Raw genomic sequence first — 21547 nt, 5'->3', positions numbered from 1 at the left:
CATGAAACAGAAAAATCCCGAACTCATCCTTCATTTTTTTGTTGCCCAGGACTCCAAAGGAAAACCCCGGCAACTGGAAATACACCTGATACCGGAGAAAGAAGTATCGATGGCAAATCAAAGATTTACCGAATATTTACGGCGGCAAAGGGAAATGTACAAACTATCCCTCGTTCAAAGCCACCTGCCTGATCTTGATTTGTGTCGTTACCAGTTTCCCTCAGGAGTAACCTGCCCGGATATCCGTCCCTTTGACAAGGATAACAGCCTGGTACCTAAATTTATCAGTGAGAACGGAGGAAGCATGCAAAACAATGTCCCACTCAGAGGATTGGAATACCTTTATTCACGCGATGCAGAAAAAAGCCTGCCCATGCTGGTATCCAGCGGGCTTGCGGACCATCTACTTGTACAACCGGAGGCCAAACGTTTCGCATTGGCACAGAATACCCTCCATGATGATCCGTCGGAAACCCTGACCGCTGTAGAAACCGCAAAAGGAGTGCTTTTGTTTGAATATTCCGGTTACGGAAAGATGTGCTGCCATTCCTATATGCAACATCTGGCCGACCATTTTTTTATTACGGACGAAGATAAACCGGAGTTTGTCAACCTGTACAAACTGGCTAATCCGAATGTAGAGGCTATAAAGGCGTTTCAGACATCCACCAATCCCTTCTCATTATATACAAACGATTTTATACCGGATAAAGCGCAATATCTGGATGCGGCTATCCTGAGAAATGCACGACTGGACAGGAGCCATCGCATAGAACCGACGTTTGACGCTTATGACAAATTCGCGTCCTCCTATGGAACAGTTACAAGTATCGCAAATGCCCAGATACTCCGGCTGCTGTCTTTACAAGAAACAGCCGGAATTTATGGAATAGATTATATAACCGGACAAATTCCGTTCATGCATAAGAACTCTTTTAACTCACAGTTTAATGCGTTACAGAATATTCCGGCAGAAAACAAGGGTGAACAGGAGAAGGTAAAAGCATTGATCCGTGATCAGGCAGCCTACATTTTAAAACGTGATTATGGAATTTCACCGGATAACCGGCAGAATAGAGAGATAGAGCCCGTCATCTCCATACAGACTCCCAAAGGTGCCGTTTACCTGCCTGCCACGGATGAAGGAGCTGTCTACAAACAATGCTATTTGCAATATCTGGCTGACCGGTTCTTCACTCCGGAAGTACAGGCTCTGGAACGGATCAGGGAATTCTACATTTCTAATCCGAACCATAGCACGGAACATTATATGCAGAAGCATCTAAGCTTTTTCCAATCCAATCCTTTCTATGGGGAATTGGCGAAAATGCCATTGTATCCCATAGAGCAATCCGAACTGCTGAAAAAAGGCGGCTATCCCATAGAACCGACTTATCATGCCTTCAAACAGTTCACGGAAGATTACCATTTATCGATAACGTCGAAGAATGCAGAGATATTCAATCTGCTCTTCATACGGGAATACGGTCTGCCGACAGATTTCAATTCCAATGAGAGTTATAGAGAATTCGCCTACAAAGGTGATTTCAAACCGCTGGATCAGGAAATGTCCGAACTGCAATCCCAAAAAGGATATAGTGAGAAAGCATTCTATAATATCCAAAACAGACAGCAGCAACTTGCCGACAGGATACTTGGTCTGGCATATAAACTGACCTGTCCGCCATTGCAGCTGACCGGATCGGCGGCATCGGAAAAGAAAAAGGCTGTTCCCCGCCGTAACAAGTCACATAATCCCCGTATCTAAAACTGATTGTCATGCCTGCATGGATGGAAAAAATAAAAGATAGACTAACCGAAAAAGAAGATTTGAAAAGCCTGTTTATAGAGTTGCTACCAGATAATCGGGTATCGACTGTCATGGTCGTATCGTATGTCCCGACGGATAAAGACTCTTTTCCGGTATTTATGGATCTTGTCGCCCGGATAGCCATGGATCAGAAAACGGTGCCGGATAACCTTTTGCTGCATTTTGAGGGAATACCCGCCAAGGACATTCCTTTCACCAGCAAACTGCCGGTAAAAGATAGTGAAAAAGCCCTTCGTTTCATCGTTTCTCACGGAGGTATCACAAAAAACAATTCTGTTCCTCTGCGGAAAGTGGCCTACCTGAGAGCATGCCAAAAGGAACTGACGGCAGAGAATTTCCAGGCACTGGACCACTCACCGGGCTATAAGCGTTTTGTTGCTTATGAGGATGCAATGGAAAAGGTCGCATCAGGGAAACAGGCCAAACAATTCTATACCATCGTTGAAACGGAACAAGGTATCCGGGTATTCAATGACGGATTATCCGGAACGAGGAAGTTTCGGGATTACCTGCAATCAACGGCGGATAATTTCTACTCAGGCTCTCTACAGGATGTGGAATCGTTGAATATCTACCGGATAGGAACCGTATCACGCCGGATGCTGGAACTCTCCAACGGGAATCAAACCTCCATGCCGCAAGCGGCAATGGAAATTCTGGCGAATTACAAGCCGTCCGTCACTTTCGACATGCATCCTACAGGGAAAAACCTCGACCGGTTTATTACGGCTAACGCACTGGAACTCTCCGCCCGAAACTGGAATATCATGACTCTTCAGGATATAGCTGACAGAGGATATGCCCATTTACCGGCGGACGAATCGTTTGCCTATAAAAAGGATTTCTTACCCGTGGAGAAAAGTATCCGTGAGATTATCCGGCAAAAGGATTTGCGCCGGGATTATCCTTTTCAACAGAAGATGGATGAACTGCAAAACGCAGCCAAGTCATTGGCCGGGACACTGTTAAACCGGGATGGGGTCCGGAAGGATTATCAACGGACAATCCAGTCTGTTGGAGTTTCGAAGGATATTATACAGGTCCAAGCAGCCGTGAAACTACATAACAAACCCGAATCTTCACGTAACAATGAAAAGAAAAAAGTCAAGACAAAAAACGCTTCTCCCAAAAAGCAGGCGAAGCCAAAATTATAGTGCTTATGGAATTGATAAATAACACATTCATTCCTGAAAACGAGATACCACGCAGCCGTAGGGATGCCGGAAGAAAAGCATTCCTGCAGACTTTCAGGAACCTGTTTACAAATCGGAATCCTTTCAGGAAATTCATGGACGCCTATCGTTTCAATACGATCCGCTGGAGCGCATCCAACCTTCATGAACCCTCATGGAGAAAACGGATCGGATTGTTCCTTCAAACGAGGAATCCGGTTGCCATCCTCCGGGATGAGTACCTGAACAACCGCAGTAGCCTGTTGAATAAATGGGAAGTATCCAACCTGAACCGCATCCAGACGGAGCTGGTTCGGATTGGCAGGATGCCTCTTCAGGATAGGGACAGGAATACTTTCAAGAGCCTTGGCAGTATTGCAAAAAAGATAAGGCAACTGCAGGGATACGAAGGATGCCCCGATATGAGCCACGAAAAACAGCTCCTGGCGACATACAGATATATCCTATCTTCTCCCTTTGACCGGAAGTTCGGGGGATTGCCGCCCGATGAGATTTGTGGGATGCTCCGTCAGAACGGTCTGTCCGAATCGAACCTCCCTTACCAGAATTATGAAGGAATCCTGCAAGGGCGTGAAACGGTCATGTATGAGCTGGCAGCCAGAAAGAACGGGGAGAAATACCTCCAACCGGCAGACCTGGTAAAACTGGGTGCCGGGATGACCGGATTCTCAATGGATTTAATCAGCCGTTTCCCAGCAAAGAAGACTTCCGTACCGAATCTGGCGGAAGGCATACAGGCATCGGAGAAAAAAGAGAAACTCTCCGTACCCAAAGAACCAAAGAAGAAGGAGAGGAAGGGAAAGACAAAGGCCAAGAGTGTAAAAATAAAATAGTCATTCAACATTAAAAGATAACTAAGATGAAAACGATTTGCATCTGTGAAAAGCCGTCCGTGGCACGCAGTATCGCCCGGGTTTTGGGCGCAACGGAGAAACAGGAAGGATATTTGAGTGGAAACGGGTATGCCGTTACATGAACTTACGGCCACCTGCTGGCTTTGGCCTTGCCTTCCGATTATGGTATCATCCGTGCGGAAAAGGAGATGTTGCCGATTATTCCCCATCCGTTCAGACTGGTTGTTCGCCAGGTAAAAACGGAAGAGGGGTATAAGGCTGATCCGTCAGCTTTGAAACAATTGGACGTGATCCGCAGACTGTTGAATCAGACTGGTAGTGTGATCATTTGTACGGATGCGGCTCGCGAAGGAGAACTTATAGCCAGGTATGTCCTTGACTATCTGGGGTACACCAAAGAAACCAAACGCCTGTGGATATCCTCGCTCACGGAAAAATCAATACGTGAAGGGTTCAATAACCTTAAATCAAGCAGGGAGTTTGACAACCTGTATCGTTCCGCTAAAGCCCGGAGAGAAGCAGATTGGGTAGTAGGTATGAATGCCAGCCTGTCTTTGAGCATGGCTGCCGGAAAGAGCAACTATTCTCTGGGAAGAGTACAGACTCCGACGCTTGCCATGATTTGCTGCCGATATCTGGACAATAGGGATTTTGTAGTCAAACCCTATTACCAACTGCAACTACGCACAACAAAGGCAGGAGAAGAACTTGTAATGACCTGCGCCGAAAAGTATGATACACCGCAAAGCCTCGACATGGCCCGTAAAAAAGTCTATGAAGAGAAAACTGCCAAAGTGGTGCAGGTAGAAAAGAGGCAAGTATCGGAAGAAGCTCCACTACTTTACGATTTAACCGCCCTGCAGCGAAGTGCCAACACCAAACTGGGACTGACCGCGGAACAAACGCTGGACATTGCCCAGAAGCTGTATGAATTCGGCTACATTTCGTATCCACGTACCGGGTGCGGTTATATCACAGAGGACATCTTTGAACAGGTTCCTTCCCTCATCGCCTTGCTGAAGCAGCATCCCCGTTTTGCACGCCATGCGGAGGATCTCTGTAGCCGGATTTTGAACCGCCACTGTGTGAACGATAGCAAGATGACAGACCACCACGGATTAATCATTACGGAGAACTTTCCTCAGAACCTTTCCCTTGACGAGCAGAATATCTACTCTATGATTGCAGGACGTATGCTGGAGGCTTTCTCCGGCAAATGCCTACAAGAAACATTATCTGTACAGGCAGACTGTAACGGAGTCTCTTTCGGAATTAAAGGGTGCCAAATCAAGGTTCCGGGATGGAGAGGCATTTATAATGAACCGGGTGAAAAAGAAGAAGAAAGCTTTCTGGCGGAATTTAAGGAAGGTGAAACTTTGCCCGTTCTTAGTATTGATACGTTAACCAGAAAAACCAAGCCGCAACCGATATTCACCGAGGCAAGCTTGCTTGCGGCAATGGAAGGATGTGGTCGGAATTTGAGCGATGAAAAAGAAAAAGAAGCGATGAAAGACTCCGGACTGGGGACACCGGCTACACGGGCTGGAATTATTGAACTGCTCATTGCCAGACATTATGTGGAAAGAAGCGGACGGTCCCTGATTCCTACTCCCAAAGGTTTGGAAGTATATGATATTGTCAAGGAAAAGATGATAGCCAACGTAAGCATGACCGGGAGATGGGAGTGCGCCTTACATGAAATAGAAACCGGCAAAGTTCCTACGGAAACATTTACAGGGAATATCAATTCCTACGCTCGGCAAATCACGTCTGAACTGCTTACTCTTAAACTCGACTATCCGGACTTGCTGCACTGTAAATGCCCTAAGTGCGGGGCAGAAACAATTACTGTTTTCAATAAGGTGGCCAAATGCGGCGATCCCGATTGCGCTTTTCTTTTGTTCCGGACCTTCAACGGCAGGGAGCTGACGGATAACCAGATGCTCCTGCTGTTACAGGGAAAGTGCACTGGATATCTCAAGTTCACCAGTAAGAAAGGGAAAAAGTATGAAGCTTCGCTGGAATTGGATGACAACTACAAGATAGACATTACATTCAAGGATAATAAACCTAGGAAATAGTCCATTGGCTTATGAAAAAAGAAATAGATGAGATACTACTAGGAGCTAACACTCAATAAAGAGACGTGTGTTTGTTTAGATTCAGAGAGATATAACTTTCTAACAAAGGGGATGTCGCAAAAAACGACATCCCCTTTGATATCTTATTTATATGGCAAATTTATGCTTCATAACTTCCATTTCTTTGGAAACAGTAGTGTCTAAAACTTTTGCATAAATTTTCGTGGTTCGTATGTCTGAGTGTCCTAACATTCTGGCGATTGTTTCCATTGACACTTTATTTGCTAGAGCTATGCATGCAAACGTATGGCGGCCGACATGGGTCGTTAACTTTTTAGTAATTCCACACATATCGGCAATTTCTTTCAAATAACTGTTCATCAGTTGATTACAAGGTACAGGAAGCACCATGTTCTTTTGTACACAGATCGGATTGTTCTTATATTTTTCAACTATTAATGCGGGAATGTCAAGCAGCGGTATGTGACACATGTTATTTGTCTTTTCACGAGGCTTTCGAATCCAATTTTCCCCATTAGGACCTTTTGTAATATGCTCGGGACGTAAATGTTTTATATCTGTGAATGCTAATCCGGACAGGCAGCAAAAAACAAATATGTCGCGTACTATTTCTAAACGAGGTATCTTAAATTTTTTTTCCATAATAATATGTAGTTCCTCTTCGCTGAGAAACTCCCGATTAGATTGGGTTTGTTTGAACCTGATTCCGGAGAATGGATTATCCGTCATCCATTTATTTGTAAGTGCCAATATGATAATTTTCTTTAGGTTCTTTAAATATTTAACAGTTGCATTCTGTGCGCAATTTTTTTCTGTTTTGATAAAGAATTCGAAATTGGATATGAACTCATGGTTGATATTGTAAAGAGGAATATCGTTTAATTGATATTCTTTTTTCAAGAACTCCTCAAGATATCGTACGGTTCTCTCATAACGGAGCACTGTAGCTTTCACCACATCTTTCCCTATTAACTCACGATACTTTGTGTTGTGTTCTTTGAAAACTTCCAATAACATCTTGGGAGTTTGGCTCTCACCATGGAATAAATTCTTCAGAATTTCAGCAGTGATAGGTTTATCATCCTGCTCTAACTCACGATGAATACGAAGTACGCGGGTACGTACTGTTTCCAGATAGTGATTAAGTTCCAGATGCTTTCTGTCCTTACCAATTGCACATTCCCTTTGGGCATTCCACTTGCCAATCTCCACACTACGCTTGATTTGAATTTCCGCGCGTTTCCCATTTACGGTTATTCTCAGACAGATAGGAGCCTCTCCGTTTTTCAATAATTTGGCCTTCTTGATGTAGAAAAGGACCGAAAAATAATTTCTTTTCATACTCATACACTTTAAAAGTTTAATGGTTCAAAGTTACTTTTAGAAGCGATGAATGGTATCACGTAAAATGCAGACAATCAGCGAATAAAACACCAATTCGGAGGACTAAAATTTGGAGGAATTTAAGTCCTCCGATTTCACCTGTATTAGGTGTTCCAATTCGCGGTAAAATGCAGGTTTGATATAAAAGAAAAAGCTCTGATAAGTTTGATTATCAGAGCTTTATGCATTTTTGCTGCTTTGAAAAGTGATCCGCCTGGGGTTTTCACCGTAGCGGTCTATATCTTTGATTTATAAGCTCTTGTAAACCTTGAAAAATTGTACCGTAACGAATTAGTAACGATTTATAGGAACGCTTGTTGTCAGTGAGAGGCATTCGTTTGTCAGCCGTTCTCTGATGCCGCAAAGATAGAGCATTACTTTTTATTTTCCAAACATTTGATTATTAAATCTTTAAAAAAGATCCCCAGTGCAAGGGGCGAACCTATATATATGGATAGGTTTGCCCCTTGCACCGGGCGGATGCTGCATCAGTCCTACAGCCTTGCCGTCCGCCTCGATACCGCCGTTTATGTGAAGCGGTTCCCCTCCTTTTGCGCTGAACCGAAAAAATCATGGTGTAGTACACGTATAGTATCCCATGCGCTGCCTTTTATTGTTATTCTTTTGCAGCAAACATTGAAAATTAAGTTTGTTATGGAAGTTATTACATTTGAAAGCGAAGCGTATAAAGCGCTTGTAGGGAAGATAGAAAAAATCGCAGAGTATGTAGCCGCAGCGCAGTTGCCTTCGGAAGAAAAAAAGGAGGCTTGGCTGGACAGCAATCAACTGGCGGAAGCGTTAGGCATCAGTACACGCACATTGCAACGCCTGAGGGATGAACACCTGATCAGCTACTCCATGCTGCGTGGACGGTGTATGTACAAGCTGTCGGAAGTCGAACGCTGTCTGGAAGAGCGTACCATTCGGTGCAAACCTCAAACATTGGAGGATTTTCGCAAGAACTACCTAACGAGAATCGGCAATGATAAGAAAGGATGATATACTGAAAATGACGGAAAAGGGCATTTCCGTATTCCGCTATTACCTGCCGGTGGACTTCAAGGTGGGAAAGAACTTCCTGAACCCTTTTTATAAGGATACGAAGGCTTCGTGCAATATTTATTATGAACGTAAGGCCGGTGTGTTTAAAATGAAGGATTTCGGGAACGAGGATTATTCGGGGGACTGCTTTGAGCTGGTGGGCAGGCTGAACGGCCTTAACTGCAAGGAGCCTAAAGAGTTTGTCGAGATCATGGAAATGATAAACCGTGATCTGCATTTGGGGCTGTCCGCACATGAGGGATATCATGTGAGCCATAGCAAAGTGTCACAAAAGAGTGAAGTGGTATCGGAAGAACCGAAAGCGAAAAGCGTCCGGCCTTATACTGTCGTGCAAAAGCCCTTTACGGTTGCGGAACTTGCCTTTTGGGGTAAATCGGGAATCGGGGAGAATGTTCTGAAAGCGTACCGGACGGTATCGCTGAAGAAGTTCAGCAGCGAGAACCAGGAAAAGAAGCCTTTTTCCTGCATGACAAGCGTCGATGAACCGATGTTCGGATATATGGGTAAACAGCATATCAAGGTTTACCGTCCATGTTCACAAATGCGATTCCTGTACGCCGGTGATTTTGGCGACAACTACTGTTTCGGGCTGGACCAGCTGCCGGCAAAAGGTGATCTGCTCTTTATCACAGGCGGGGAAAAGGACGTGATGAGTCTGGCGGCACACGGTTTCCATGCGATCTGTTTCAATTCGGAAACGGCTTTTATCCCTGCGGCTGTCATACACCGGCTTTCGTTCCGGTTCAAACATATCATCCTCCTCTATGATGTGGACAGCATCGGGCTGAAAAGCTCGGCGAAGCGTGAAGAGGAACTGAAAGAATACGGGGTTAAACGGTTGTTGCTCCCGCTTGCCGGTATAAAGACGGAGAAGGATGTCTCGGACTACTTTATGCTGGGAAACAGCCGTGAGGATTTGATAAAACTTTTTCTGGACTATCTGGAAACCTTATACAGTGAAACCATGTCGGCATTAAAATCCTGCGAGGTGGATTTCAACAACCCGCCTCCCATTGCACAGATGATCGTATCGGTAAATGACGTGCCTCTCGGAACTCAAGGCAACCTGCTTTGTGTCACCGGCGGAGAAGGCACGGGAAAAAGTAACTATGTGGCTGCGTTGATTGCCGGTGCTATCCGTCCCTCCGGAACGGATGTGGATGCGCTGGGCGTTACGCTTCACGAAAATAGCAAGAACAAGGCGGTCCTGTTCTATGACACGGAACAGAGCGAAGTGCAGCTTTATAAGAATATCAGCAACCTACTGCGGCGCTGCGGACGTGAGGCGATGCCGGAATGGTTCAAGGCGTATTGTCTTATGGGAATGAGCCGGAAAGAACGCCTGCTTTCCATTATCCAGAGCTTGGACAAGTACCATTATCAATACGGCGGTGTTCATCTGGTGGTGATAGACGGGATTGCGGATTTGATAAAATGCGCCAACGATGAAGCGGAGAGCATAGCCGTCGTGGAAGAACTGTACCGGCTGGCCGGTATCTACAAGACGTGTATCGTTACGGTACTGCATTTTATCCCCAACGGGCTGAAGCTGAGGGGACACTTGGGAAGCGAGTTGCAGCGGAAGGCTGCGGCAATCCTTTCCATAGAGAAGGACAGCGATCCGGCCATATCGGTGGTGAAGGCTCTGAAAGTAAGGGATGGAAGTCCGCTGGATGTGCCTATCATGCAGTTTTCGTGGGATAAGGAAAAGGCCATGCACGTCTATCTGGGCGAAAAGCCGAAAGAGGAAAAGGACAAGCGCAAAGAGGATGAGCTTGTAGCGGTGGCCAAAGAGGTATTCAGCCGGAGGCGCTTTGTTACTTATGTGGAGCTTGCGGAAGAAATCCAGTCGATACTGGAAGTGAAGGAGCGCACGGCGAAAAGCTACATCAGGTTCATGCGTGAGAAAGAAATCATTCTGAAATCATCCGATAACCAGAGCCATTATGTTATCGGGAACTTTTAAGGAGGAAAGCGTATGTTAGTAGATAAAACGGAATTTGAAGCATGGATGGAACGTATCATGGGTGAGCTGTACCGCATCTCACGGAAGCTGGACAAGGCGGAAACGAGGGAAAAGCACCTGAACTACCTGAACGGAGAGCGTCTGTACGACAATCAGGAGGTATGCCTGTTGTTGCGCATCAGCAAACGCACGCTGCAACGATACCGGAATAACGGGGTGTTGAAGTTCTATTCGATATATCACAAGACATATTACAAGGAGTCAGACTTGCACGAGTTCATCCGCAACAACTTCGACGAGAACGAGATAAAACGGCAGGCACGTGAGGACAAGTTGTCCGAGAGCTATCCGCTGCCGAAAGAATAAGTCCATGTTTTTGCTTTGTACCGGTGAAACTACTGCCGTGAGGCAGGAAATCCCAAACTGCGTATTGGTGTTTGTCATGGCAATGACTTCATACAGTTGTGAAACAGGATGAAGTTTCTTTTCTTGTTCGAATGGTGATACTCCAAAGGACAGCGGTCCGGAGGGGTATCATTTTTTATGTGTACATCTAAAAATATTCCAGTTTCGTGGCGTAAAAACCGGAATATGAAAAGTTAATTCCCTCAATACTCAAGTATCTATCATGATTCTGCAAAAAAAGAAAAATACATTCATAAGAAGAATCCAAAGGTTTTTTCCTAATTTTGCAATTATGAATATAAGTTGGTCTGAAATAAAGCCTTATGAGAACGAGCTGCCTACTAACTACGCAGATAGAATAGGCAGGTTATATACTGATACTGTTACTGCTGCTTTCAAGAAAAGTAACGGTCAGTTTTTCACACCGGTATCTATCGCCTATTTTATGGGTAAACAAATAAGTGTGAATAAGGATTCTGTCTCCGTATTAGATCCGGGATGTGGAACTGCCATATTATCATGTGCCATGATTGAGAATCTGGTTTTGCAATCAAAAGTAAAACAGATAGAGTTGGTTACATACGAAACCGATGAAAATCTTATACCGGGATTACAAAAAATTCTGGAATATATAACAATATGGGGGATGCGCCATAATGTCCGGATTGATTGCCGTTCATATTGTGAGGACTTTATTTTATCCAATTATTCAGTATTATATTCTGATACGATTTATGGCAGGGCTGATAGTTTGCAGAAATATGATTTGATCATATCCAATCCTCCCTATTTCAAACTTTCCAAAGAGGATAAACGGGTGAAAGCGGCTCAATGCATTATAGACGGACAGCCTAATATATACTCTATATTTATGGCCATATCAGCTTTATTGCTTGCGGAACAAGGTCAGATGATTTATATAACCCCAAGAAGTTTCACTTCGGGAAGATATTTTCGTTTGTTCCGTAATTTCCTGTTTAAGCATATACAGATAGATTTTGTCCACCTTTTCAATACCCGGAAAGATACGTTTTCCAAAGATAATGTGCTTCAGGAAACAATTATAATGAAATGTTCCCCTAAAAAGGGGGCAGATTATAATGTCGTTTTATCATACAGTGAGGGGCTTTCCGACTTGGCCACCCCTGCAATCAAAGAAGTACAGCGGAAAGAAATCATTGACCTTACCTCAAAAGAATTGATATTGCATTTGCCGGTCAGCCTTGAAGACGAGAAAATTATCAGGCTGTTCAAATCATGGGATGGCAACCTGAACAAATATCATATCCAGATTTCCACCGGCCCGGTTGTAGCTTTTCGTTCAAAGGAACAATTATGTGAAACCTCCGGAGAAGGAACAGCAGCACTATATTGGTTGCATAACGTAGTAAAGATGCTGGCTGATCATCCTGTCGTAAAGGAAGGAAAACCTCAATTCATTCATATAAATGAAATGTCTGTATCCACCTTGTTACCTAACAAGAATTATGTTCTGTTGCGACGTTTCAGCTCCAAAGACGATAATAGCCGGTTAATTGCCGCACCTTATTTTGGAAACATGACTTCCTGCGCACATGTAGGAATCGAAAACAAACTGAACTATATCTATCGTCCCAAAGGACACTTGAACCGTATGGAGGTAATGGGGATAGCCGCCTTATTGAATAGTGACTTGTTCGATAATTATTTCAGAACATTCAATGGAAATGTAAATGTCAGTGCTACGGAATTGAGGGAGATGCCCATGCCTCCCCTTGAAGTCATTGAAAGTATCGGAAAAGACCTGATTGCCATGAATGATTATTCTATGGTGAACGTAAATAAGATTGTAAACAAATATTTTATGTAATATGAGCAAAATAAGTGATGCACAAGATATATTGTCAGTGTTGGGTTTGCCTCCGGCGCAGCAGAATGAAATATCCGCTTTGACTTTACTTGCATTATGCGGATTAAAGGAAGAAGACAACTGGGCGGATTCCACCCGCCAGAGCTTAAAAATAAGCAAGGATATTATGGCATTTGTCAATGAGAACTATAAAAAAGAGCAGCCGTATGCCCCAAATACACGGGAAACTTTTAGACGGCAGGTGCTTCATCAGTTCTTGCAGGCACGTATCGTAGATTATAACCCAGATAATCCTGCTTTACCGGTGAACAGTCCAAACGCCCATTACAAACTGACAGAAGAAGCCTATGAAACAATAAAATCATACAATACCCAAGAATGGGAAATAAAAGCTCAAAACTTTAATGATGCGGTAGGGCGATTGATTGAAGAGTATGAGAAAAGCCGTGAGATGGAAATGATACCGGTTACTATTGAAGGTAAGGAATTTAAACTGTCTCCGGGCAAGCATAATGAAGTACAAGCGGCGGTCATTAATGAGTTTGCACCTCGTTTTGCGGCAGGCGCAAAAGTCCTTTATATCGGTGATACTGCCAATAAAGACCTTTATTGTAACAAGGAGCTTTTAAAAGAAATTGGCATTCCGATCACAGAACACAGCAAACTGCCGGATATTGTCATTTATGACGGTAATAAAGAGTGGCTATTCCTAATCGAAGTGGTTACTTCGCATGGGCCGGTATCTCCCAAACGTGTAATCGAGCTGGAAGATTTCACGAAAGAATGCAAAGCGGGGAAAGTATATGTTACTGCTTTTCCTGATAGATCAGAGTTCAAGAAACATGTGGCTGATATTGCATGGGAAACCGAAGTTTGGATAGCAGAAAATCCAGATCATATGATTCATTTTAATGGAGATAGGTTTATAGGGCCAAGATAGTAGTTATTTATGTGGATAATGTAAAAAGTCTTATTGAGTAATATAGATAAATTGTTTGTAATGAATAATGCTGTTGTTATAATAGATTTTGATAACTATTTTCAAAAAGATATAAATGAATATAGCAAAGAGCAAATTGAATCTTTGTTTCTTAAAATAATAGACTATATTAGTATACATAATGATGTGATGCAAATAAACTTTCGATTATATGGAGGATGGTATCAAGATGATGATTTAACAAATCGAGCTTCGGTAGTATTTCAGAAAATTTCTAATATTGATATATTCCCTCATATTATAAATCAGAACAAAAGAATTTTTGGAGATATTCAAATTGTATACAATTTGTATGGCATAGATTATATATGGCATAATACTTATAGAGAAAAAAAAGGAATACCACGTTTACGGATAAATCATACAGCAAAGGGCGATAAATGTGATTCTCGGAAAAACATATGTCCTGTTCATATTTTATCAAAATTCACAAGAAATAAAGATAAAATTTGCCTAAATGAAGGCTGTATGACAAAACATTCTGATATATTTTTTCAAAGAGAACAGAAAATGGTTGACACAATGATTGCTTGTGACTTGCTTTCATATTGTGAGGAAAGTTCAACAAATTGTTTATATCTAATTTCTGATGATATGGATCATTTCCCTGCATTAGCATTATGCCATAAAAAAAAGGAGGAGCTTCCTATATTTGTAGGAATAAAAAATGTACAAAACATAGTAAATTATAGTTCTATATTAGAAAATTTTAATATTAAAATCTTTCAACTATCATGAAGACTTTTGAATTAATAATAAAAGAAATATCATCATTTGCAGATGATGAAAATGATGTTATCTTTGAACGAGATGGTAGTGTGGCCTTTGAACGACAAGGTCAAATGATGGAATTTAAGCTCTCGCAAAATGAAGATGACGCAATTTGGGTAGAATACAATAATAATCGATTACCGTATAAAAAATTTTTAGCAAAAGAATTGGCCAGGTTGGATATTTTGGCAAATAAAATATTGCAAAGAAAAAGCAAGGAAAAAGAGTATGTTGATCCTATAGCTACACTTATAACAACAAATAAAAAAAGTGAAGGAAAAGCTTTGGAAATTCTAACAAAAGAATGCACAGATAGACTCTTTGCTGGAACTAAAATTAGTTTTGTAACAGCAGATGCAGGGCATGGAAAAACGGCATTACTTAGAGAATTTCAATATGAGCAAGCCCAAAAATATGTAGAAGGAAAGTCTAATTTTTTATTTTGGCATATAAATTTACATGGAAGAGATTTAGTTCGGTTAAATGAAGCAATAATGTACGAATTAGGAGAGCTGAGATTTTCTGGACTTTATTACTCTTCTATCATTGCATTAATGAGAAGGAATCTTATCATTTTAGGAATTGATGGTTTTGATGAATTAGCTGCGGAGGTTGGTGGAGAAACAGCACTAGGCTCTTTAAAAGACCTTGTAACTAAGATGAATGGTACTGGAACTCTTATTGCAGCTTCTAGACGTACCTTTTTCAATACCCAAGACTATTTGAAAAGAACAGGGATCTTAAAGAAAAGTGTTGCTCTTGATTGTGAATTTGATGAAATTAAGATACATAATTGGAGAAGAAGTCAATGCGAGGAATATTTAACAAAATATGCATATAATAGCACACAAGAATTTAACAGTTTGGTGGATATATTAAAATCGGAAAATCATCCCCTTTTAGAAAGACCCTATCTGTTTACAAAAGTAGTTAATTACTCATTTGAAGATGAAAAAACGCCTTCTGAATTTGTTGCTCGAGGTGGAAATTCATTAACAGGTATTAATGATGTTATAGAGGCATTTGTTAGAAGAGAAGTTATAAAATGGAAAGATACTGATAAAGAAACAGGAAGACCATATCTTACATTTAATCAGCATATAAGGCTATTATCTGAAATAGCTTATGAAATGTGGAGTAACCAAAAAGATATTATTTCAATCGAATCCATGCAATTTATATTGACGATTTTGTTTGAAGATTGGAAAATAGAGTCTAGAATACAACCTTTAATTATTAGGATGATAGAGTCTTATGCTCTATTAGTTCCTGTTGAAAATAAAGATTGGTACAGAAAATTTGACCATGAAGAATTTAAACACTTTTTTGTAGCAAGATCATTTGAACAAATTTTACATGATGCGGTAGCCGATAATAATTTTTCAAAAGCAAGTAATTTCCTGTATTTAGCACAACTTCCTGACTCTGTAGCACAATATTTATCTAAACGAATAAATAAAGAAAGTGTATTGCCTATTGTAAAGGGATTAATTTCTGTAAAAAAGAAGGAATGGAAGCCAACCTATTTGCAACCTAATATTGGAACATTGCTTCCATATATTCTAGACGATTACAAACCAGAAGGCTTATTAGAAATCGGAGAAAAAATTACATTCTCTAGCTTAATCTTTGAAAATAAATTTTTATGTAATATTACGTTTAAAAATTGCATGTTCATTAATATAAGTTTTCGCAAGACGATATTAAAAAATGTCACATTTGATTCGTGCTCTTTTACTGATATTCGTTTTTACGAAAATTCAGAAAATATGTTTACAGATGTCAGGATAAAACCTAACTGTACCATTAACATGGTAACTTCTATAACTGAAGACGAAGAGTATTTTTCCGAATATTCTCCATATAATATTATTCAGCAATTAAAGAATAAGCAAATAATATATGAAGAAGATAAAACAACTGTAGTTAATGAAGTTGTAGTTCATAATTCAGAATTTAGAAAATGTGTAAAACGTTTTTTAAATAAATATATAAAATCAACTTATCAATATGAGTCAAATATAAAAGAAGATCCTATTTATAATTCCAAAAATTTTGATCTTATAATAAATGAAATCATTCCATTATTGATAAAGTATGATATAATAGAAGAGAAGAGTACTAAAAATACACTACAAGCATCTACTAAGGCGTGGGTATTAAAAAAATATGATTTAGCAGAAATATTTAAAGCTGAAGAAGATACAAAAGCTGAATTATATAAATTTTGGAAAGAAGTTAATTGTTATAAAAAATGAAAATATTTTTTTCGAAGCATATTGTTTGATATAATGTCATTTCACAGCTCTTGTGAGAAATATGATGGTTCGACTAATTAGGGACATTCATTAAATATTACAAAATCAGCCAACTAATTCATACACAAAGTATTGCGAATTAGTTGGCTTTTTTGTATCTTTAGGTATTCCCCCGAAAATAAGGTTTGACGGCCAAAACGGGGGAAATATCCAAACTAATAAGATATGGCAAAGATAGTGAATATTTCAGAAATTCACCCTACTTTGGGTTTTACAGAATTTGATATTCTGGAAAAATACCGCAAGAGTTTTAATGAGAGTGAGCTTGGCAAGCTTCATTCTGTCTTTCCGTTTGAATGTATGGCAAAAGCCGCCGGCCTGTCGGACCGGCGCCTGGGACGCAGGAACAGATTCAGTCCTTCCGCAAAGATCGCCCTTATGGTCCTGAAGGCATACACCGGATTCTCCGACAGGCAACTGGTGGAACATCTGAACGGGAACATACACTACCAGATTTTCTGTGGAATTATGATTCCCCCGTCCCTTCCCATAACCAACTTCAAGATAGTCAGTGCCATCCGTAATGAGATAGCATCCCGCCTTGACATTGATTCTTTCCAGGAGCTCCTGGCTTCACACTGGAAACCTTATCTTGATAACCTTCACGTCTGCATGACCGATGCCACATGCTATGAAAGCCACATGCGTTTTCCTACGGACATGAAACTCCTTTGGGAAAGCCTCGAATGGCTCTACAGGCATATATGCCGGCATTGCAGGGAGCTGGGCATAAGGCGTCCGCGCAACAAATACAGGAATGTGGCGGAATCCTATCTGTCCTACTGCAAGAAAAGAAAGAGGAGAGCTTCAAGGACAAGAATGCTTAAGCGCCGTATGATCAAGCTTCTTGAAAAGCTCCTCAGTCAAAGGGATGGGATCCATAGCGAGTACGGTGCTTTACTCCGATATACCCAGGATTACCATAAGCGTCTTTCCATCATCAGAAAGGTGCTTGTACAAGAAAAGGAAATGTTTGAAGGGCGGAAAGTCAGTGACCGCATCGTCAGCATTGACCGTCATTATGTACGTCCCATCGTCAGAGGCAAGGAAACCAAGTCCGTCGAGTTCGGTGCAAAGGTCAATAATATACAGATAGACGGCATATCGTTCATCGAACACCTCTCGTTCAAGGCATTCAATGAGGGTATACGCTTGAAGGACTGTATCCGTATGCAGCAGAAGCTTATGAATGTAAGGGTAAGATGTGTGGCTGCCGATTCCATATATGCCAATAATGCCAACAGAAAGTTCTGTACAAAATATGGGATATCCACATCCTTTGTGCGCAAGGGAAGGGCGGCCAAAGATGAGCCTTTGAGGAAGGTGCTTAGAAGCGAACTCTCAAAAGAAAGGGCAACACGGCTTGAAGGAAGCTTCGGCACTCAAAAGCAACATTACTCGCTCTCAAGGATAAAGGCCAGAAACAGGAAGACGGAAATACTGTGGATTTTCTTTGGAATACATACGGCAAATGCCATACTGATGATAGAAAAAATCAGAAACAAAACAGCTAAAGCAGCATGAGATGATTTTACTCACAGAATCAGAAGAGGTCATCAGACTTCTTCCGGAACGTCATGTCCTGTCGGATAGAAGTATGTGAGAAAGCACGGAAAAATGACAATAAGAATGGCATATGAAATGGTCATGCCCTATCATCTTCATATGCCATCTTATTTTTTAGAGACATTTACTGAATATCCCTAATTAAAGAAGCTCCGATTATAATAGATAACGGTGCTAAATATTTTGTAGAGAAGAAAGCAAATCTTAAACTTGAAGGCAAGAAAGATTTATGAAGAGTTTAAATCCATTACTGCATTTACAATGTAATAATGATATCTATGATTTTGTACTATTGAATGTCTTAATCATATTATATTCTTGAATTTATTAGAACTTTGCCATTAGCTCTAAATTTTAGCTATACAAAAACTTAAACCCCACTCCGCTGTTTCATGGGAAGCTGGCGGAGTGGGATTGTTTTTATGGCTTCGGTTACAGGAGCTATAACTTCAGCTTGGGTTTGGGCTTTTCGGGCCGGTCAGGATCGGGATCGTCCTTGTTGCCGGACTTGGGGACGCCTCCGATGACGAGCTTGCCGCCAAGCGCTCCCATTGCCTCTTTGATGCTGATGCTTTTGGGCATTCCGCTTAGTTTGGGCGGAGTGCGCTGCCTGTCGGCGAGGAAGTCGGGCATCCGGTGGACATAAGGCTCGGCAGGGGGCGTGTCCTGTGTGGGGACACTGCCCGGTGAGGGACTGCCGGGCGGAGCATCGGCGACGGGTATGCCGGCGGCGGGGGCGTTATCCTGTCCGTCGGGCGTTACCGGTTGGGAGGGCACGACTTCGATCACTCCGTCGGTGCTTTTTTCCTGCGCATCCACTGATTTGAGAGAGAGCAGGATCTTGCGGTCGAGAGCGGCAAGGTCGGCCTTGAGCTGCTTCAGCTCGTCCTCCTTTTTCCAGACTTCCCCGACGACCTGTTCCAGGACGGGGAGTTCCTTCTCAATGGCTTCGTTGTCCCTCGTGTATTTCTCTATCAGGCGGGGGATGCTGTCGAAGGCGTTGATGAAGTTCTGGCAGGCGGTTTTCGGATCGACCGCCAAACGGCCGTTGTTATAGTTGTAGAGGAAGTTGCCTTCGCCACGCACGAAGAAACGGTTCTCGCAGAAGTCCAGACCGTCCTTGACGGTGGTGTCGGTCTTGACAACGATGTCGAAGCCATAGAGCGAGCCGATGACCTTCGGCTGGCCGTGCGTGCGTTCCCTGTCCTCTATCTCGTGGAGCTTGGCGGCAATCACTTTCGGATCATCGCCTGCCACGCCGTCAATCTTCAAGGGGTTGAGCCTGTTGCCCTCCTTGTCGTACTGCATACGGCTCTCGATGGCGGCCTTGTCCTTCCTGACACGGGCGATGATGTCATCGTTGCTTGCCCGGTTCGCCAGGAAAGTTTCCAGTTTGATGCGTGATTCCCCCTTGCCACGCTGGAAGGCCTTGCGCTCCCCTTCCATGCCGGCAATCCGCTTCTCCAACCGTGCCTTGTCGAGCAGGTCGGTATTTCCGGAAAGCACCGCCACGTACTCTGAGAAAGGTATGCCTCCCTTCTCGTCCATGCCTCCCTCGTCGATGGTACGGCAACCCATGTTGTTCTGCTTGAGCTGGGTGATGAAAAGCTGCTTGTTGTAGAGCAGGTTGAACTTGTAGCTGTCAAGCGACTTCTCCACTGCGTAGATTATCACGTCCACCTTGTTGTCCGCATAGAGCTTGGCCACCTCGTTGCCCTTGCGGATGCCCCGGCCGTCCCGCTGCTGCAAGTCCGAAGGCCGCCACGGTGCGTCGAGATGATGGATGGCGACACACCGCTTCTGGGCGTTGACTCCCGTGCCCAGCATTTCAGTCGAGCCGAAGAGAACACGTATCTTTCCCTCGTTCATCGCCTCGATCATCGCCTTGCGCTTCTTCTCGGTCTTGGCTTCCTGAATGAAACGTATCTGGTCTTCGGGGATGCCGTGATCCTCCACCAGCTTGCGCTTGATCTCGCTGTACGGATTCCACTGGTCGGGCTTGTAGGTTCCCAAGTCCGAGAAAACGAACTGAGTGCCTTTATGCCCGGCGTATTTATTGTAATACTTCGCAATCATATCGGCGCAATGGGTGGCCTTGTTGTCCTTGTCGTCGCCGTAGGAGAGCGGATCGATGAGCCGCATGTCGAGCGACATCTTCCGGGCGTAGTCGGTGGCGATGAGCATCTTCGCCTTCTCTTCCCTCTCGTTCAGTGGCGGGCGGCCCAGTACGGTGGCATTGCCGGTCTTGGCGAACTCGATGAGCTTCTGTATGAACTCCCTCTGGTCGGGCGTCGGGGGTATGTTGTGCAGTATCTCGTTCTTTTCCGGACGGTCGATGCCGATGTCGGTTGCGGTACGGAAGTCGGTGATCTCGGAATAGAACGAAGCGAGTTCCGGAACCTTGATGAAGTAGCGGAAACGCTCTTTCTGCACCACCTCGTTGGTGACGGAGAACTCGTAATCGACGGACTTCCGAGCAAACACCGCCGCCCATGCGTCAAAGGAGTTGATCCCCTGACGCTCCAATTCCCGGGGGCGCAGGTACTTGAAGAGCAGGTACAGCTCGGTCAGCGAGTTGGAAATGGTGGTTCCCGACAGGAAGGTGGCTCCCAGGTCCTTGCCGGTGCGCTGCTGGATGGTGCGCAGGGCGAAGAGCATGTTGAGCGCACGCTGGCTGCCCTCGCTGTTGCCCAGACCTGCCACACGGTCGTGCCGGGTGGTGAACATCAGGTTCTTGAACCGGTGGCTCTCATCGACAAAGAGGTGGTCGATGCCCATGCGCTTGAAGTCCGCCACGTCGTCCTTGCAGGTTTCGATCTCGTGGAGCAGCTCTTTCAGCCTGACCTCAAGGTTCATCTTGCGTTTCTCCATGCCCTTGATCTGTGCGTTGCTCACTTCCGCACCCTGCTGGTAGAGGACTTCGAGGTTCTCTTCCACACTGTCCAGTTCCTGTTGCAGGATGTCACGCTGGATTTCGGGGGACTGCGGTATCATGCCGAACTGCTCGTGCGAGAGGATGATGGCGTCCCAGTCGTTGTTCTTCATCCGGTGGAAAATCTCGACACGGCGTTCCGGCGTGAAGTCCTCCTTGCCGGGATAGAGGACTTTGGCGTTCGGGTAGGCGGTGGCGAAGGTCTGTGCGATCTCGTGGATGTTCGCCTTCAGGCCGGTGATAAGGGGCTTGTTCGCCAGTCCCAGACGCTTCATCTCGTAGGCGGCACAGCACATGATGAGCGTCTTGCCGCCA

Annotated in this window: 14 protein-coding genes; 12 read left to right on the top strand and 2 right to left on the bottom strand. The window is 43.5% G+C overall.

Translation table 11 applies throughout. From position 1 onward, the window contains the following. The first annotated feature begins 1 nt into the window (after window position 1). The 4 genes from BSCG_RS04720 (at window position 2) to BSCG_RS04735 (ending at window position 5959) form a co-directional block, all read left to right on the top strand. Window positions 2-1768: a DUF6047 family protein gene (locus BSCG_RS04720; protein ID WP_008777096.1), complete on the top strand. Its 1767-nt coding sequence runs from the start codon at window positions 2-4 to the stop codon at window positions 1766-1768. An 11-nt stretch (window positions 1769-1779) separates the two neighbouring features. Beyond that, complete coding sequence (locus BSCG_RS04725; RefSeq protein ID WP_008777095.1) at window positions 1780-2985, top strand: DUF6047 family protein; 1206 nt, start codon at window positions 1780-1782, stop codon at window positions 2983-2985. After that, window positions 2985-3857, top strand: coding sequence for a hypothetical protein (locus tag BSCG_RS04730; protein WP_008777094.1), 873 nt, complete (start codon window positions 2985-2987; stop codon window positions 3855-3857). Before BSCG_RS04725 ends, BSCG_RS04730 begins: the two co-directional genes overlap by 1 nt. A gap of 209 nt (window positions 3858-4066) precedes the next feature. Next, complete coding sequence (locus tag BSCG_RS04735) at window positions 4067-5959, top strand: type IA DNA topoisomerase (RefSeq protein ID WP_032849733.1); 1893 nt, start codon at window positions 4067-4069, stop codon at window positions 5957-5959. Between the two features lie 147 nt (window positions 5960-6106). Here the strand turns inward: BSCG_RS04735 and BSCG_RS04740 are convergent, their stop codons facing one another. Further along, a complete protein-coding gene (locus BSCG_RS04740) occupies window positions 6107-7327 on the bottom strand; it encodes a site-specific integrase (RefSeq protein ID WP_008777092.1) in 1221 nt (406 codons plus the stop codon). A gap of 690 nt (window positions 7328-8017) precedes the next feature. Here BSCG_RS04740 and BSCG_RS04745 point away from each other — a divergent pair. From BSCG_RS04745 to BSCG_RS04770, 8 genes are all read left to right on the top strand, one after another. After that, window positions 8018-8362, top strand: coding sequence for a helix-turn-helix domain-containing protein (locus BSCG_RS04745; protein ID WP_008777091.1), 345 nt, complete (start codon window positions 8018-8020; stop codon window positions 8360-8362). After that, a complete protein-coding gene (locus tag BSCG_RS04750) occupies window positions 8346-10391 on the top strand; it encodes a bifunctional DNA primase/helicase (RefSeq protein WP_008777090.1) in 2046 nt (681 codons plus the stop codon). The genes BSCG_RS04745 and BSCG_RS04750 overlap by 17 nt, the downstream gene beginning before the upstream one ends. 12 nt (window positions 10392-10403) lie before the next feature. Beyond that, entirely contained in the window at window positions 10404-10757 is a 354-nt protein-coding gene (locus BSCG_RS04755; RefSeq protein ID WP_005643639.1) for a helix-turn-helix domain-containing protein, read from the top strand. Window positions 10758-11088: 331 nt separating this feature from the next. After that, complete coding sequence (locus BSCG_RS0127895) at window positions 11089-12645, top strand: Eco57I restriction-modification methylase domain-containing protein (RefSeq protein WP_008777089.1); 1557 nt, start codon at window positions 11089-11091, stop codon at window positions 12643-12645. A gap of 1 nt (window position 12646) precedes the next feature. Further along, window positions 12647-13585 (top strand): BsuBI/PstI family type II restriction endonuclease, encoded by a 939-nt coding sequence (locus BSCG_RS0127890; RefSeq protein WP_032849732.1) that lies wholly within the window; start codon window positions 12647-12649, stop codon window positions 13583-13585. Between the two features lie 60 nt (window positions 13586-13645). After that, the gene (locus BSCG_RS04760; protein WP_032849731.1) at window positions 13646-14383 is read left to right on the top strand and encodes a hypothetical protein; all 738 of its coding nucleotides are present in this window, start codon (window positions 13646-13648) and stop codon (window positions 14381-14383) included. Continuing rightward, the gene (locus tag BSCG_RS04765) at window positions 14380-16674 is read left to right on the top strand and encodes an NACHT domain-containing protein (RefSeq protein ID WP_008777087.1); all 2295 of its coding nucleotides are present in this window, start codon (window positions 14380-14382) and stop codon (window positions 16672-16674) included. The genes BSCG_RS04760 and BSCG_RS04765 overlap by 4 nt, the downstream gene beginning before the upstream one ends. Before the next feature lie 225 nt (window positions 16675-16899). Then, complete coding sequence (locus tag BSCG_RS04770) at window positions 16900-18258, top strand: transposase (RefSeq protein ID WP_008667781.1); 1359 nt, start codon at window positions 16900-16902, stop codon at window positions 18256-18258. Window positions 18259-18741: 483 nt separating this feature from the next. Here the strand turns inward: BSCG_RS04770 and BSCG_RS04775 are convergent. Continuing rightward, window positions 18742-21547 (bottom strand): helicase-related protein (locus BSCG_RS04775; protein WP_032849730.1); only part of this gene is annotated, 2806 nt, incomplete at its 5' end.

The organism is Bacteroides sp. 2_2_4 (genome assembly GCF_000157055.1).
Classification (GTDB): domain Bacteria; phylum Bacteroidota; class Bacteroidia; order Bacteroidales; family Bacteroidaceae; genus Bacteroides; species Bacteroides ovatus.
Note: the sequence above shows the minus strand (reverse complement) of the source record. Positions and strands in the feature narration are given on the sequence as shown.

Coding starts and splice junctions, on each gene's coding strand:
- BSCG_RS04720 (WP_008777096.1), top strand. CDS start 2: ATGAAACAGAAAAATCCCGAACTCATCCTTCATTTTTTTGTTGCCCAG.
- BSCG_RS04725 (WP_008777095.1), top strand. CDS start 1,780: ATGCCTGCATGGATGGAAAAAATAAAAGATAGACTAACCGAAAAAGAA.
- BSCG_RS04735 (WP_032849733.1), top strand. CDS start 4,067: ATGTTGCCGATTATTCCCCATCCGTTCAGACTGGTTGTTCGCCAGGTA.
- BSCG_RS04740 (WP_008777092.1), bottom strand. CDS start 7,327: ATGAGTATGAAAAGAAATTATTTTTCGGTCCTTTTCTACATCAAGAAG.
- BSCG_RS04745 (WP_008777091.1), top strand. CDS start 8,018: ATGGAAGTTATTACATTTGAAAGCGAAGCGTATAAAGCGCTTGTAGGG.
- BSCG_RS04750 (WP_008777090.1), top strand. CDS start 8,346: ATGATAAGAAAGGATGATATACTGAAAATGACGGAAAAGGGCATTTCC.
- BSCG_RS04755 (WP_005643639.1), top strand. CDS start 10,404: ATGTTAGTAGATAAAACGGAATTTGAAGCATGGATGGAACGTATCATG.
- BSCG_RS0127895 (WP_008777089.1), top strand. CDS start 11,089: ATGAATATAAGTTGGTCTGAAATAAAGCCTTATGAGAACGAGCTGCCT.
- BSCG_RS0127890 (WP_032849732.1), top strand. CDS start 12,647: ATGAGCAAAATAAGTGATGCACAAGATATATTGTCAGTGTTGGGTTTG.
- BSCG_RS04760 (WP_032849731.1), top strand. CDS start 13,646: ATGAATAATGCTGTTGTTATAATAGATTTTGATAACTATTTTCAAAAA.
- BSCG_RS04765 (WP_008777087.1), top strand. CDS start 14,380: ATGAAGACTTTTGAATTAATAATAAAAGAAATATCATCATTTGCAGAT.
- BSCG_RS04770 (WP_008667781.1), top strand. CDS start 16,900: ATGGCAAAGATAGTGAATATTTCAGAAATTCACCCTACTTTGGGTTTT.